This window comes from Streptomyces sp. NBC_00554 (genome assembly GCF_041431135.1).
GTDB lineage: Bacteria > Actinomycetota > Actinomycetes > Streptomycetales > Streptomycetaceae > Streptomyces.
On sequence record NZ_CP107799.1, the window covers coordinates 5,196,469 to 5,210,531 of the forward strand.

General features: G+C 70.2%; 11 protein-coding genes and 2 tRNA genes. 10 read left to right on the top strand and 3 right to left on the bottom strand.

Features of this window, described 5'->3' with window-relative positions; translation table 11 throughout:
* The first annotated feature begins 61 nt into the window (after positions 1–61).
* From OG266_RS22790 to OG266_RS22805, 4 genes are all read left to right on the top strand, one after another.
* Positions 62–457: a MaoC family dehydratase gene (locus OG266_RS22790; RefSeq protein ID WP_266464015.1), complete on the top strand. Its 396-nt coding sequence runs from the start codon at positions 62–64 to the stop codon at positions 455–457.
* A complete protein-coding gene (locus tag OG266_RS22795) occupies positions 454–1,623 on the top strand; it encodes a lipid-transfer protein (protein ID WP_371548105.1) in 1,170 nt (389 codons plus the stop codon). The genes OG266_RS22790 and OG266_RS22795 overlap by 4 nt, the downstream gene beginning before the upstream one ends.
* Before the next feature lie 214 nt (positions 1,624–1,837).
* Positions 1,838–2,392, top strand: coding sequence for a SigE family RNA polymerase sigma factor (locus OG266_RS22800; RefSeq protein ID WP_371548107.1), 555 nt, complete (start codon positions 1,838–1,840; stop codon positions 2,390–2,392).
* 193 nt (positions 2,393–2,585) lie between these two features.
* Complete coding sequence (locus OG266_RS22805; protein WP_371548109.1) at positions 2,586–4,238, top strand: long-chain fatty acid--CoA ligase; 1,653 nt, start codon at positions 2,586–2,588, stop codon at positions 4,236–4,238.
* A 105-nt stretch (positions 4,239–4,343) separates the two neighbouring features.
* Here the strand turns inward: OG266_RS22805 and OG266_RS22810 are convergent, their stop codons facing one another.
* Together OG266_RS22810 and OG266_RS22815 are read right to left on the bottom strand one after the other, a co-directional pair.
* A complete protein-coding gene (locus OG266_RS22810; RefSeq protein WP_371548110.1) occupies positions 4,344–8,546 on the bottom strand; it encodes a PAS domain-containing protein in 4,203 nt (1,400 codons plus the stop codon).
* Positions 8,547–8,878: 332 nt separating this feature from the next.
* Positions 8,879–9,412 (bottom strand): SSI family serine proteinase inhibitor, encoded by a 534-nt coding sequence (locus OG266_RS22815; RefSeq protein ID WP_371548112.1) that lies wholly within the window; start codon positions 9,410–9,412, stop codon positions 8,879–8,881.
* A gap of 251 nt (positions 9,413–9,663) precedes the next feature.
* On the opposite strand from OG266_RS22815, the gene OG266_RS22820 reads away from it, so the two are divergent.
* The 6 genes from OG266_RS22820 to OG266_RS22845 all read left to right on the top strand — a co-directional run bounded on the left by OG266_RS22820 (position 9,664) and on the right by OG266_RS22845 (position 13,328).
* Positions 9,664–9,754 (top strand) — tRNA-Ser (locus OG266_RS22820).
* Between the two features lie 186 nt (positions 9,755–9,940).
* Positions 9,941–10,013, top strand: a tRNA-Arg gene (locus tag OG266_RS22825).
* A 161-nt stretch (positions 10,014–10,174) separates the two neighbouring features.
* Positions 10,175–10,726, top strand: coding sequence for a YcxB family protein (locus tag OG266_RS22830; protein ID WP_371548114.1), 552 nt, complete (start codon positions 10,175–10,177; stop codon positions 10,724–10,726).
* Positions 10,727–11,212: 486 nt separating this feature from the next.
* A complete protein-coding gene (locus OG266_RS22835) occupies positions 11,213–11,827 on the top strand; it encodes a hypothetical protein (RefSeq protein ID WP_371548116.1) in 615 nt (204 codons plus the stop codon).
* On the top strand, positions 11,827–12,087 hold the full coding sequence (locus tag OG266_RS22840) for a helix-turn-helix transcriptional regulator (protein WP_266458838.1): 261 nt from the start codon (positions 11,827–11,829) through the stop codon (positions 12,085–12,087). The genes OG266_RS22835 and OG266_RS22840 overlap by 1 nt, the downstream gene beginning before the upstream one ends.
* A gap of 404 nt (positions 12,088–12,491) precedes the next feature.
* Complete coding sequence (locus OG266_RS22845; RefSeq protein ID WP_371548118.1) at positions 12,492–13,328, top strand: hypothetical protein; 837 nt, start codon at positions 12,492–12,494, stop codon at positions 13,326–13,328.
* A 68-nt stretch (positions 13,329–13,396) separates the two neighbouring features.
* Here OG266_RS22845 and OG266_RS22850 read toward each other — a convergent pair whose 3' ends face one another.
* Positions 13,397–14,026 carry a DUF6461 domain-containing protein gene (locus OG266_RS22850; protein WP_371548119.1) on the bottom strand — a complete coding sequence of 210 codons (630 nt, stop codon included), beginning with the start codon at positions 14,024–14,026 and terminating at the stop codon, positions 13,397–13,399.
* Positions 14,027–14,063: the final 37 nt, after the last annotated feature.

Here is a 14,063-nt window from a genome sequence, read left to right on the forward strand (position 1 = left end):
AGCGAGAGCCGGAGATGCGAAGGGCACAGATGAGGGGGCGGATGACATGAGGGCCGACGAGGTGAGGGTCGGCGACGCGCTGCCACCGCTGGAGATCGAGGTCACGCGCACGCTGATCGTGGCCGGGGCGATCGCGTCCCGGGACTACCAGGACGTGCACCACGACGCGGAGCTGGCGCGGCAGAAGGGCTCCCCCGACATCTTCATGAACATCCTGACCACCAATGGCCTGGTCGGTCGGTACATCACCGACCACTTCGGCCCGGACGCGGTCCTGCGCAAGGTGGCCATACGGCTCGGAGCGCCCAACTACCCCGGCGACACGATGGTGTTGACCGGCTCGGTCGAGGGGATCGCGGGCGGCACGGCGACGGTGCGGGTCGTCGGGGCGAATGGCATCGGCAGACATGTGACCGGGACGGTGACGGTCACCCTTCCGCCCGGGGAGACCTCATGAGCGTACGGACGCGGGACACCCTCGGCGGGCGGGCGGCGATCGTCGGGATCGGCGCCACCGAGTTCTCCAAGGACTCCGGGCGCAGTGAGCTGCGGCTGGCCGTGGAGGCGGTGCGGGCCGCGCTCGACGACGCGGGGCTGACACCCGGGGACGTGGACGGGATGGTCACGTTCACGATGGACACCAGCCCGGAGATCACCGTCGCCCAGGCGGCCGGAATGGGGGAGCTGTCCTTCTTCTCACGCGTCCACTACGGAGGCGGGGCGGCCTGCGCGACCGTCCAGCAGGCGGCGCTCGCGGTGGCGACCGGGGTGGCCGAAGTGGTGGTCTGCTACCGGGCGTTCAACGAGCGGTCGGGGCGGAGATTCGGTTCCGGGGTGCAGCAGCGGGAGCCGTCGGCGGAGGGGGCGGCGCTCGGGTGGGCCCTGCCGTTCGGGCTGCTCACACCCGCGTCCTGGGTGGCGATGGCGGCCCAGCGGTATCTGCACACGTACGGGCTGACGCCGGAAGCGTTCGGCCATGTCGCCGTGGTGGACCGGAAGTACGCGGCGACGAACCCGGCGGCCTACTTCCACGGCAGACCGATCACGCTCGACGAGCACGCGGCCTCGCGGTGGATCGTGGAGCCGCTGCGGCTGCTCGACTGCTGCCAGGAGACGGACGGCGGCCAGGCGCTGGTGGTCACCTCCGTGGAGCGGGCCCGCGATCTGCCCCATCCCCCCGCGGTGATCGCGGCCGCCGCCCAGGGCGCCGGCCGCGCACAGGAACAGATGACCAGCTTCTACCGGGACGACCTGTCAGGGCTGCCGGAGATGGGGGTAGTGGCACGCCAACTGTGGCGGACGGCCGGGCTGGCGCCGGCGGACATCGACGTCGGGATTCTCTACGACCACTTCACGCCGTTCGTGCTGATGCAGCTGGAGGAGTTCGGGTTCTGCGCACCGGGGCAGGCCGCGGACTTCGTCGCAGAGGAGCGGCTGCCGCTCAACACGCACGGGGGACAGCTCGGGGAGGCGTATCTGCACGGGATGAACGGAGTGGCGGAGGCGGTAAGACAGCTGCGGGGCACCGCCGTGAACCAGATACCGGGTGCCTGCCACACCCTCGTTACCGCGGGTACCGGGGTTCCCACGTCGGGGTTGATCCTGGGGGCGGACAGGCCCTAGAACGCCCGGCTTCGGCGGAGGTGACTCGCGGAGACGGGCACTGCCCCGCGTACTACCGTCGTACTCGTCTCTCAGGGGTGAACCCTCAGGGCGCAGGACCCGCTCGTCCACCTTCAGGAGGTGGGGGCAACCCCCCTCCTACAACCTGAGGCGGACAAGGCTTCGGGACCTGCGGCCGATCCGCGAGAGCAGGGCTCGATCCTAGCGTGGAGCCATGACCACACCCGTCTGCACCAGCGCTTCGAACGCCGCGACGCGGACCCTTCCGTACGCGCCTTACCCGTCGTTCGCGTCGTACGTGAGGGCCCGCCAGCCGGTGCTGCTGCGTACCGCCCGGTCGCTGACCGCGAACCCGTGCGATGCCGAGGACCTGTTGCAGACCGCACTCACCAAGACGTATGTCGCGTGGGAGCGGATCGAGGACCACCGGGCCCTCGACGGTTATGTACGGCGGGCGCTGCTGAACACGCGGACGTCGCAGTGGCGCAAGCGCAAGGTCGACGAGTTCGCCTGCGATGAGCTGCCGGAGCCGGAGGGGGCGCCCGTCGGGGACCCCGCCGAGCAGCAGGCGCTGCACGACGCGATGTGGCGGGCGATCATGAAGCTGCCGGCGCGACAGCGGGCAATGGTCGTCCTGCGGTACTACGAGGACCTGAGCGAGGTGCAGACGGCGGAGGTGCTCGGTGTCTCCGTCGGGACGGTGAAGTCGGCGGTGTCGAGGGCGCTGGGCAAGCTGCGGGAGGACCCTGAGCTGGAGCCCGTCCGGTAGCGACCCCGGATCCTGGGACGGCGTCGGCCTTCCTCCTCGACATCCGTCCCGATTGCCTGCCCTCTGGACCTCCGAAAGATCACCACGGCCTGATCGATCATCCCGGGTACTAGTGACATACCACGCGGTATGTGCGCAGAATCAGCCCAACCCTTACCACCGCGTAGGCAATGTCGCCCCCGGGAGGAACGCCGTGCTGAGCACGATGCAGGACGTACCGCTGCTGATCTCGAGGATCCTGACCCATGGGTCGGCCATCCACGGAACATCACAGGTGATCACCTGGACCGGCGAGGGAGAGCCGCAGCGCCGTTCCTACGCCGAGATCGGCGCCCGAGCCGCACAGCTTGCGCACGCCCTGCGTGACCTCGGAGTAGAAGAGGGACATGCGACGGGGACGCTGATGTGGAACAACGCCGAGCATGTGGAGGCGTACTTCGCGATCCCCTCCATGGGCGCGGTCCTGCACACGCTCAACCTCCGCCTCCCCGCAGAGCAGCTCGCCTACATCGTCAACCACGCCGCCGACCGCGTGATCATCGCCAACGGCTCGCTGCTTCCGCTGCTCGCGCCGCTCCTCCCCCATCTGCCGACGGTCGAGCACGTCGTGATCTCGGGGCCCGGTGACCGCTCGCTGCTCGACGGGGCGACCGCGCGGGTGCACGAGTACGAGGAGCTCATCGCGGGCAGGCCGACGACCTACGACTGGCCCCAGCTGGACGAGCGTACGGCCGCGGCGATGTGCTACACCTCCGGCACGACGGGCGACCCCAAGGGCGTCGTCTACTCGCACCGTTCCATCTACCTGCACTCCATGCAGGTCAACATGGCCCAGTCGATGGGCCTCACCGACCAGGACACAACCCTCGTCGTCGTCCCGCAGTTTCATGTCAACGCCTGGGGTCTGCCGCACGCGACCTTCATGACCGGCATCAACATGCTCATGCCGGACCGCTTCCTCCAGCCCGCGCCGCTCGCCGAGATGATCGAGAGCGAGAGGCCGACGCACGCCGCGGCCGTCCCCACCATCTGGCAGGGCCTGCTCGGCGAACTGACCGCCAAGCCCCGCGACGTCTCCTCCCTCACCCAGGTCACCATCGGTGGCTCCGCCTGTCCGCCCTCGCTCATGGAGGCCTTCGACAAGCTGGGGATGCGGGTCTGTCACGCCTGGGGCATGACGGAGACGTCGCCGCTGGGCACGATCGCCCGGGCGCCCGCTCATGCCGTGGGCACGGACGCGGAGTTCGCATACCGGCTGACGCAGGGCCGTTTCCCGGCAGGCGTCGAGGCCCGCCTCACCGGCCCCGGCGGCGAACGCCTCCCCTGGGACGGCGAGTCCGCCGGCGAACTGGAGGTCCGCGGCCCCTGGATCGCGGGCGCGTACTACGGCGGCCCGGGCGCAGAACCCCAGCGCCCCGCGGACAAGTTCAGCGAGGACGGCTGGCTCAAGACCGGCGACGTCGGCACGATCAGCGCCGACGGCTTCCTGACCCTCACCGACCGCGCCAAGGACGTCATCAAGTCGGGCGGCGAGTGGATCTCGTCGGTCGACCTGGAGAACGCGCTGATGTCCCACCCGGACGTCGCCGAGGCCGCCGTCGTAGCCGTCCCCGACGACAAGTGGGGCGAGCGCCCCCTCGCCACCGTCGTCCTCAGGGAAGGCGCCACCGCCGACTTCGGCACCCTCCGCACCTTCCTCGCCGACGAGGGAAAGATCGCCAAGTGGCAGCTCCCCGAGCGCTGGACGATCATCGAGTCGGTCCCGAAGACGAGCGTCGGCAAGTTCGACAAGAAGGTGCTGCGCAGGCAGTACGCCGCGGGTGAACTGGACGTCACGCAGATCTAGGGCTCGTATACGGGGCTTGGGCGGTGTTTCACGTGAAACACCGCCCAAGCCCCGTATGTACGACGTCAGTTCGCGCCCCGATGCGTGCCCGGCGCGGTGGGTCGGTCAGTTCGTGCCGATCCGCGCCAGCAGGTCCACGATCCGCTCCTGCACCTCGGCGCTCGTCGAGCGCTCCGCCAGGAACAGGACCGACTCCCCCGAGGCCAGCCGCGGCAGCTCGGCCTGGTCGACGGCGGCGGTGTAGACGACGAGCGGCGTGCGGTTCAACTGCCCGTTCGCACGCAGCCAGTCGACGATTCCGGCCTGGCGACGGCGTACCTGCATCAGGTCCATCACCACCAGGTTCGGCCGCATCTGCGAGGCCAGCGTCACCGCGTCCGCGTCGGTCGACGCCCGCGCGACCTGCATCCCACGCCGTTCCAGCGTCGCCGTGAGCGCGAGCGAGATCTCCGCGTGCTCCTCGATGAGCAGCACGCGCGGCGGGTGCTGCTCCGAGTCCCGAGGCGCCAGGGCCTTCAGGAGTACGGCGGGATCGGCGCCGTACGCCGCCTCGCGCGTCGCCTGCCCGAGTCCCGCCGTCACCAGGACGGGCACCTCGGCGGCGACAGCGGCCTGGCGCAGCGACTGGAGCGCCGTGCGCGTGATCGGCCCGGTCAGCGGGTCGACGAAGAGCGCGGCCGGGAAGGCGGCGATCTGCGAGTCGACCTCCTCGCGCGAGTGCACGATCACGGGCCGGTAGCCGCGGTCGCTCAGCGCCTGCTGGGTCATGACGTCCGGCGCGGGCCACACGAGCAGGCGCCGCGGGTTGTCCAGCGGCTCCGGCGGCAGTTCGTCGTCCATCGGCTGCGGACGCGGCTGGTCGGCGACCTCGACGGCACCGCCGGGACCGTCGAGCGGCTCGGGGCCTTCGTCGGCATTCTCGTCCGGGGCTCCTATGGCGTACGACCGTCCGGCGCCCTCGGTGGCTCCGGCCAGCCGCGACCCGGGGGCCTGCCCGCCCTGCGGGTGCGGCCGAGCCGCCGTCTCCGGGCGCTCGGCGGTCGGCTCGGGGGGTGTGCCGAGCTTGCGACGACGGCCGCCGCCGTTGGTCTGGTGCGGGGGAGGCGTCGGGGACTGAGGCTGCGTCTGCGCCTTCGCCTGGGGGGCCTGCGGCTGGTTCGGGGCGGGCTGGCGGCCGAACGGTACGCCCTGACCGAGCGTCCGCACGCTGATGCCGCGGGCCTGCGTCGAGTTGGGGTCGACAGGGGCCGCGGCCTCGGCGGGCAGCGGCTGAGCGACACGCGGCTGGGCGGGGCGCTCGGGCGGGAGGGCGGTGCTGGGGGCGCCGGGGGTGCTCGGCGCGACTTGAATCGGTGTTCCGGGCTGTGCCGGTGCCGTTCCGGGCTGTGCCGGGGTCCCGGCGCCGGGTGCGTCTTGGGCGTTCGGGTTCGCGTTCGGGTTGGCGTTCGCGTTCGGCCAGGGCTGCGGGGCGGGGACGCCGCCTGCGGGGGTCTCGGTGTTGCCGGGCCACGGTGCCGGTGCCGGAGTGGCGACGGGCTGGGCCGTGGCGGCGGCAGCGGCCGACGCGGGTACGGGCTGCCCGGCGGGGGCCGCGCCCGGAACCGCCTGTGCCGGAACTGCCTGCGCAGGAACTCCCTGTGCCGGAACCCCTTGTGCAGGTGTCCCCGCCGCACCCTGCTGCACCGGAGTCCGTACCGCGCGCCGCCGTCCCGTCGGGCTGGAAACGGGGTGCGGCTGGGGCGGGGTGTGATCGTCGGCCGGGTCGTGCAGCATCGTGTCGTGGCGGCCGTCGTCGGTCTGGCCGTGCGGGACTCCGGCGGCTTCGGCCTGCTGGAGGCGCTGCTGGGCCTGCTGCTGAGCCTCGATGTACTCGGGGGAGCGGTCCGCCTCCGCGGGCGGCAGAGCGAACACCGTACGGGCGCCCGCGTCCTGAGTGGCGGCACGCTCGGCCGAGGCGGCCAGCGCACGCCGACGCCGTCCGGCCGACGGCGCCCCGTCCGCGGAGACACCGGCGTCGGCAGTCCCCTGCGCGCTCACCGCGTTCTGCGTACTGGGCGTACTCGGAGCCGCGGGCAACGCCGGAGGCAGCGCGTGCTGTTCGCCGCCCTGCCGCGCGCGCCGCCCGGAAGGCACGGGCACTCCCTGTGCGGACACCGGCACCCCCTGCGGAGGCACCGTCCCGCCCAGCCCCGTACCCGCGGCCGCGGTCCCCGCATGCTCGCCCGCCATGACGACCGCGCCCTCGGAGGCGCCGCCGGCCGCACCACCGGCGACCTTGTCGGCCGAGCCCTCGACCGGGCTCGGCCGCCCGCGCCGCCGCCCGGTACCACCGGAGCCGGAGGCCCCACCGTCGCCGGGACCCTCGCCTCCCGTCCCTTGCGCCGGAACCGCGACCTCGTCGGCCGAGCCGGCCGCCCGCTCCTCCGCCGTACGCCGCCGCCGACGCCCGGTGGGCGCAGCGGAGCCGTCGGCAGGAGCAGTGACAGAGTCGCCGCCGGGGGCCGGGTCGGACTCCCCCGCGACCTCGCTCTCCAGGAAGGCGTCCACGGAGGACCGCCGGGCCCGCCGCCTGCCGCCGCCCTGGGGGGAGGCCGGCTCGGGAAGGGCGAGCTCGGAGCCGGTCACAGCGCCGGCCGGGACCGCACCGGCCCCGCCCCCGATCGGCACCTCCAGCACGAACGCGCTGCCGCTCATTCCCGGCACCTCGTGCGTCTGCAGCACGCCGCCGTGCGCGCGCACCGTCCCGCGCACGATCGGCTCATGCACCGGGTCTCCCCCGGCGTACGGCCCGCGCACCTCGATGCGTACGACCTCACCGCGCTGCGCCGCCGCCACGACGACGGTGTTGTCCATGTAACCGCCCGCGGACACGGGCGCGTTGCCGGTGGCGTCGACTCCGGCGACGTCCGCGATGAGATGCGCGAGCGCGTTCGCCAGCCGCTGCGGGTCGACCTCGGCCTCGATGGGCGGCGCGTGTACGGCGAACTGCACGCGTCCGGGCCCGATCAGTTCGACGGCGCCTTCGACACCGGCCGCGACGACCGCGTCGAGCATCACGTTCGTACGGGAGATCTCCTCGGCCCCGGAGTCGAGCCGCTGGTAGCCGAGCACGTTGTCGACGAGAGTCGTGATCCGCGAATAGCCGGCGGCGAGGTGGTGGAGGACCTGGTTGGCCTCGGGCCACAGCTGCCCGGCGTCGTCGGCGGCGAGCTTGGACAGTTCGCCGCGCAGCTGGTCGAGGGGCCCGCGCAGGGACAGCGAGAGCACGGCGAGCAACTGCTCGTGCCGGGCGGCGAGGGCCTCGTACCGGTCCTTCTCGCGCTCCCCCAGCGAGGCGTACCGCTCGTCGCCGGCGGCGAGTTCCTCCTCGTGCTGCTCGCGCAGTTCGGCGAACTCGGCGGCATGCCGCTCACGCAGCCCGGCGAGTTCCTTGTCGTGCTCCTCGGCGGCTCGCGCGAGCTCCTGCTCGTGGCGCTCCTCGGCCTTGTCCTTCTCCTCGGCGAGGGTGTCGTACGGCCGCCGGTCGGTGAACGTCATCACGGCGCCGACGAGCTGGTCCCCGTCGCGCACGGGCGCGGTCGTCAGATCGACCGACACCTTGTCCCCGGACTTGGACCACAGCACCTGCCCGCGCACCCGGTGCTTGCGTCCGGAGCGCAGGGTGTCGGCGAGCGGCGACTCCTCGTACGCGAAGGGCTCGCCGTCCGCGCGCGAATGAAGGATGAGGGAGTGCAGTTCCTGCCCACCCAGATCACTGGCCCGGTATCCCAGTATCTGAGCGGCCGCCGGGTTGACGAGAACGACCCGCCCGTCCGTGTCCGTTCCCACGACGCCCTCGGCGGCGGCCCGCAGGATCATCTCGGTCTGCCGTTGCGAACGCGCGAGTTCGGCCTCGGTGTCGACGGCGCCCGACAGATCGCGTACGACCAGCATGAGCAGCTCGTCGTTGGCGGGGCCGTAGCTGTCGTAGGCCTGCTGGCCGTTCTCGAGATTCGCACTGGTGACTTCGACAGGGAACTCACTGCCGTCGGTACGCCGTGCGATCATCCGGGCCGGCTTGGTCCGCCCGCTCGGGTCGACCGTCTCGGGCCGCCGCATGCTTCCGGGGATGAGCCGTGAGTCGAACTCGGGCAGCAGATCGAGCAGTCCGCGTCCCACCAGCGCCGTGCCCGGGGCCTCGAAGGCCTCCAGGGCGATGGTGTTCGCGTTGACGACGGTCCCATTGGCGTTGACCAGCACCAACGCATCGGGCAGCGCGTCCAGTATGGCTGCGAGGCGAGCAGCGCCTCGGGATGGCCTGCTGCTCACGAGACGCTTCCTCCCTGTTACCGCACCTTGCCGACCGCGGATGCCATCTTGCCAACCGTCCCGCAGCGTGTCACGCGAGGGAGTCTACGGGCAGAGGTTGCGCTCGCGACGCCGGATGAGAGGGAGGTCGCACGCAGAACCTAGGTAGAAACCACGCAGAAGCGACGCAGAAGCCGTGACCGCGCATTTCGTCCCGTTCGCCCCCCTGCGGAACCATGATGTCACCGTGGCTCCGCCCCTGTCCCGAGCCTGCCTCGCCCTGTCTCGAGCCCGCCTCGCTCTTGCCCCACTCCTGCCCCGCTCGGCAGAGCTCGGCATCGCTCCTGCCTCGGCTATGACCGAAGGTCGGGAAGGAGAGGTGCGAGCCCGTTCCACCGCGAGATCTGGCACCCGTCCACACGGTCGAACCTGGCGTCGACGGGTCGCCCCGCCCACGTCCCCGTGACATGCGCGGTGGCCGGACCGCCGTACTGCATCGTGCACATGGTGCCCGGCGAAACCGGGGCGAACGGATCCTTGCCCCACCGAGCCCCCCGGTCGAGCGCACCGCACGCCCCACTCACATCGGGATGACTGCCACCGTCGGGATGACACCGAAGCTCGTACGTCCCGTCCGCACCACTCCCCGAGTCGTGGACGGTCACGGTCAGCCGATCCCGGGAGTCCTCGTCGCGAGCGGGCGGGGGCATAAGGGCCAGGCCGGAGGTCGAGACCGATCCGAGGTTCGAGACCGACCCGAGGTTCGTGGGGGACCCGACGGTCGTGGCGGGCAGTGTGGTGGCCGACAGCGCGGTGGCTGCCACGGCGGGTACGGCGGACAGCGCGGCGGCGGACGCGGCGAAGGTGAGAACAAGGCGATGCAACATGACCTGACTAACGCCACGTGCCCCGTGCGGTTGCGAGCAGTTCCAGTCACTCCTGTCCCAGGCCCGCTCTCATCTCTCCTACGGCCCCTCTCGCCCTCTTCTGGCAGCCCTTGCCCTCCGTCCGCTCCCGCCACATTTCGACTTTGCTCTGCGGCCTGCACGCCTAGTACCGTGGGAGGCGATTGGTGACAGCCCGCTCGGCTGTGTCATCATCTGCACGCACCACTCGCGCTCGCGCGGGTGGTTGTGCTGGAGGCGTCGCCTAGTCCGGTCTATGGCGCCGCACTGCTAATGCGGTTTGGGCCTTCAAGCCCATCGAGGGTTCAAATCCCTCCGCCTCCGCACCAAGATCCGAAGCCCCGGCCCATCAGGTCCGGGGCTTCGGTGTAACCCCAGGCCAGAGCATGTTTGCCCAGCTCACAAGGGGTGCGGCAAACGGATTTCACATGGCGGCGGCAGTCATGTAATGTTCTTCCTGTCGCCGCGAGCGGGCCGAAAGCCCCGGGAAACGGGACAAAAACAAAACAAGCACTCGTAGCTTAACGGATAGAGCATCTGACTACGGATCAGAAGGTTGCAGGTTCGAATCCTGCCGAGTGCACATCAGATCAGAGGCCCCGTGGAGTGATCCACGGGGCCTCTGGCTTTTGCCTTGACGGCAGTGTTTGGCGGCAACCACTTCGACTGGATTCGAGGGTGTCCAGTGGTCCTGGAACGGCGGCCCTGATTCGCCGGGCCAACCTCTAGTTAGGATCCCGGCTCATGGACACCAGGGGCGGGGAACCCTCACATCAGGACTCGGAGCGCGGGACGGCCGTGGAGTTCGTCTACCGGCCGACGGCTGCGGACTTCGAGGAGGCGCTCCGTGCGCGAGCCCGTCGGTCACCGGCGGGCCGGGCCCAGGCGCTCATGGCGCCGATGACGGCGGTAATCGCCGTGGCCGTCTTCTCGGCCCTCCGCGATGAAACGCCGGCCGTGTGGATCATCACGCTGGTGATCTCCGTGGCAGTCACATCCTGGGGCACCGTACGAGGGCTGCGCACCATGGCCCGTCGGATGTTCAGCGTCGTGGAGCCGTACGGGCAGTGCCGCATGGTGGCCGACGACCGCGGCGCGGTCAGTACCGGTGAGCGGGCGTCCTTCACCGTGGAGTGGACTGTGTTCCGGGAGTATCTGGAGACGCCCGCGCTCTTCGTGCTGCTGGGCGGCGAGCGCGCGGCCGGAGTCGCGGTCCTGCCCAAGCGGGGCGCCCAGAATCCCGAAGACGTGGATCGGCTCCGGGCGATCCTGGACCGGAACCTGAAGCGGCTCTAGACGGCTGGGGGGATCACCGGCGGGAAGCCGGGTCCGGGTTCGATCCGGATCTCCGGGACCGGGACGGCTGAACCACAGTCTCGGCAGTGTCCGTCGTGGTCGAGGAGACCTCCGTCCAGGTCGTGGCGGAGGACGCGCTTCAGTCCGTTCGGGGAGTAGAAGGCCTCCCCCCAGTTCATCAGTGCGTGTACGACCGGCAAGGTCTACGCGGACGTCGATGCGTTCAACGCGCACGCCACCGGCCCGTACTTCGCGGCGTTCTTCGCCGAAGCCGGCGCCTATGCCGAAGGTCCGGCGTGGCTCATGAGGGGCAACCTCGTCGGCGACAAAGCCGCCGTCTGAGCCGAACCGGCCGCCAGGCGATCGCTTCGGTCGCTGCCGACACTCCGCCCCGTGTCCGTCGTGACATGCGGGGGTTGCGTCGCTCACCCGGCTCGCTTATCGTTTCTCGATAACATCGATAAACGATAAGCGAGGCGGGGCGCCATGACCGAAGACCGGAAGATGCTCGAACCCATGGCCACGGTCGTGTCCGTCGTCCTGCGCCTGATGTTGGCCCTCGTGACGGCAGGGCTTGTTCTGTCGGTTGTGCGCGGCAGTTGGGGGGATGTCGTCGTCTGCATCGCCGACGAGTCGACCACCAGCTCGGTCGCCCCCGGCGGTTTCGCCGCCGAGAGCGGGGCGCAGGTCGACTCGATTCCCCGTTACTGCGCCGAGTCGCCCGACGCGTACCTGCGCCTCGTGAATGAACTCGGTGAACTGCCATCGACGTTGCTGCTGATCAGCGGCCTTTTCCTGCTGCACCGGCTCCTGCAGGGAGCGGCGCGCGAGGGGGTCTACACCGCGGAGACGGCATCGCGGCTTCGGCTGCTCGGCTGGTGGTTGCTGGTCGGGAGCCTGGTCGTCGAGATCGTCGAGGCCAACGCCAGAGCGGCTGTGCTCGCGGCGCTGGCGAAGAGCGCGGACTTCTCGGCCGGGACCTGGCTGGACTTGTGGACGTTTCCCTACCTGGCCGTACTGACCGGTCTCGGGCTGCTGACCTTCGCGCGGATCACCCACGCGGGCGCGTCAATGCGCGAGGACCTTGAAGGGGTCGTCTGATGGGCGCCGACGACGACCACGAGGGCCATGACATCGAGGTGCACCTCGACAAACTCCTCAGCGAGCGCGGTATGACCGTCACCGAACTCGCCAGCCGCGTCGGCGTGACCAACGTCAACCTGTCCGTCCTCAAGAACGGCCGCGCCAAGGCGATCCGGTTCACCACCCTCACCCGGATCTGCGAAGTCCTGCAGTGCCAGCCGGGAGACCTGCTCAGCTACCGCCCCGGGTCGTCCTCCGAGAACCCGCGGAAATCCTGACCTGCCCGCTCCGCCCACCCCGCACGACCAACTCGACGTGTTCCCCTGAGAAGGAGACCCAGATGTTCAGTGTCATGGATACCGGTACGAAGATCGCGATCGCCGTCGTACTGGCCGTCATGATCACCGCGGCGATCGGCGTGGGCCGGTGGCTCACCCGCCGCTGAGACCCGTTCGCCAGAGCCTCACGGGCACGACTCGAAGGGCCCCACCGTTCGCGGTGGGGCCCTTCGAGGTTCCTCGCTTCGGGTTGGGCCCTTCGGCGTTCGTTGCATCGTTCGATATCGTCGCTGCCGCCCATTTGCCCTGATCAGGAGCGGCGGGTGGAAACCGACTGCGACAGGCCGGCGCCAGTGGACACGAGACCCGGATCGATAGCCGAAGACCCCGAGAGCGGGATGTTGATGATCCCCGCCAATGCCCCCGAGTTCTCGTTCGGTGTGGCGCTGCGGGCCGAAGGGGCCGACACCTATCGGGCGTTCGTCCGCGGCACTCTGTCGGAGGGCTGGGAGAAGGGGATCTTCATGGGGGCCGTCGCCGGGCGGTCGGAGAAGCAGCCGGTTCTGCCTGTCGTGGTGCAACTCGTCCCCCGTCCGGACAACGAGTACAACCCCAATGCGATCAGCGTGGCCGCTCCTCCGTCCCTGGGCGGTACGGACCATGAACGGCACTTGGGCTACATGTACGACCGGAACCTGGTGTCGCTCGGTGGCCCTCTTCGAGGCCTGGCTGCCGTCTCGGACCGTCCCGTCGGCTGTCATGCGCTGGTTGAGATCCGCGAAGTGGACGAACGCGGGGACGACTGGGAGGAGGAGTTCGGCGATTGCCTCCTCGTTCAGGGTGGGCGGCGGAGGTACGCGGTGGACTCGCTTCGCCTGCGGCTGCCGTGGTGGGAGGACCTCCAGGCCATGACGGTCGCGTATGCGAGGAGAGCCCGGCCGGACCTGATCATGCCGTTCATCGGCCACTGGACGTCGTACAGCGAGGGAGCCCGCGACGAACTCCTCGGCCGGACCGACCAGAAGGAGTTTTCCGTCACCCTCCGGGCCGAGAACGGCACGCTCCTGGCCTGCTACGAAGACCTGGAGCTGTCCGTCCTCGTGCCCTCCGGCCGGGACTTTTTCGACCGCACTCTGCGGCGGGTCCAGGAACTGGGCGGTACGGCCACAGCCCGTGCCGAGGAGCACCAGGGGGCGCTGAAGGTGTTCGTGGAGGACAACGCGCCGAGTGGCGAACACTGACGGACAACGACGAATGGAGATCACTCAATCGCAGCCCCACAGCTCCTGGACCAGCGAAAACCCAGCTCTCAGGGGCAGGCGCGCGCGAACGCGGCGGTGGGCAGCGGGGCCAGGGTTTCCTCCCACGCGATGTAGATCCCGAGCTCTTGCTCGAGGAAGCGGAGGAAGGCGATGTCGGGTACCTCCTCGCCTGTGTGGGTGAAGCCGGGCACCGTGGCTTGCGTCGCGGTGTGGCCCTGGCTCGGACTCTGCGGTTCGTAGTAGGCCAGTACCTCGCCGGCACGGGCGTAGCCGACTTGCTGCATGCCCGCTCCGCTGCGGAACACGGTGTAGGCCCGCGTGCCGCGTGACAGCGCCTCCAGGCAGGACGTGGCGCGGCACGAGAAGTTCTCGATGGCGTATGCCCAGCCGGGGACGGCTCCGGCCCGGACGATCGCCTCCGGGCGGGACAGAAACCCTGCCTCTTCCAGCCGTGCCACGAGGCCTTCGTCCTCCCGGTCCAGGAATTCCAGATCGCTCGGATGGCCGTCCTCCGGCTGGAACTGCAGCTCCGCGACCGCGTCTTCGGTCAGCTCGTGGATGTGTGAGGGGTCCGCACCCATCCGCACCAGCAGCTCCTGCGGCGTAATGCCCTCGCACAGCGTGAAGGTGTAGCCGACGTCGTACACGCCGGCTATCCATCGCAGTCCATTTTCCACTTCGCCTCCTCCCCGTCCACGGTGGACCAACCACGGT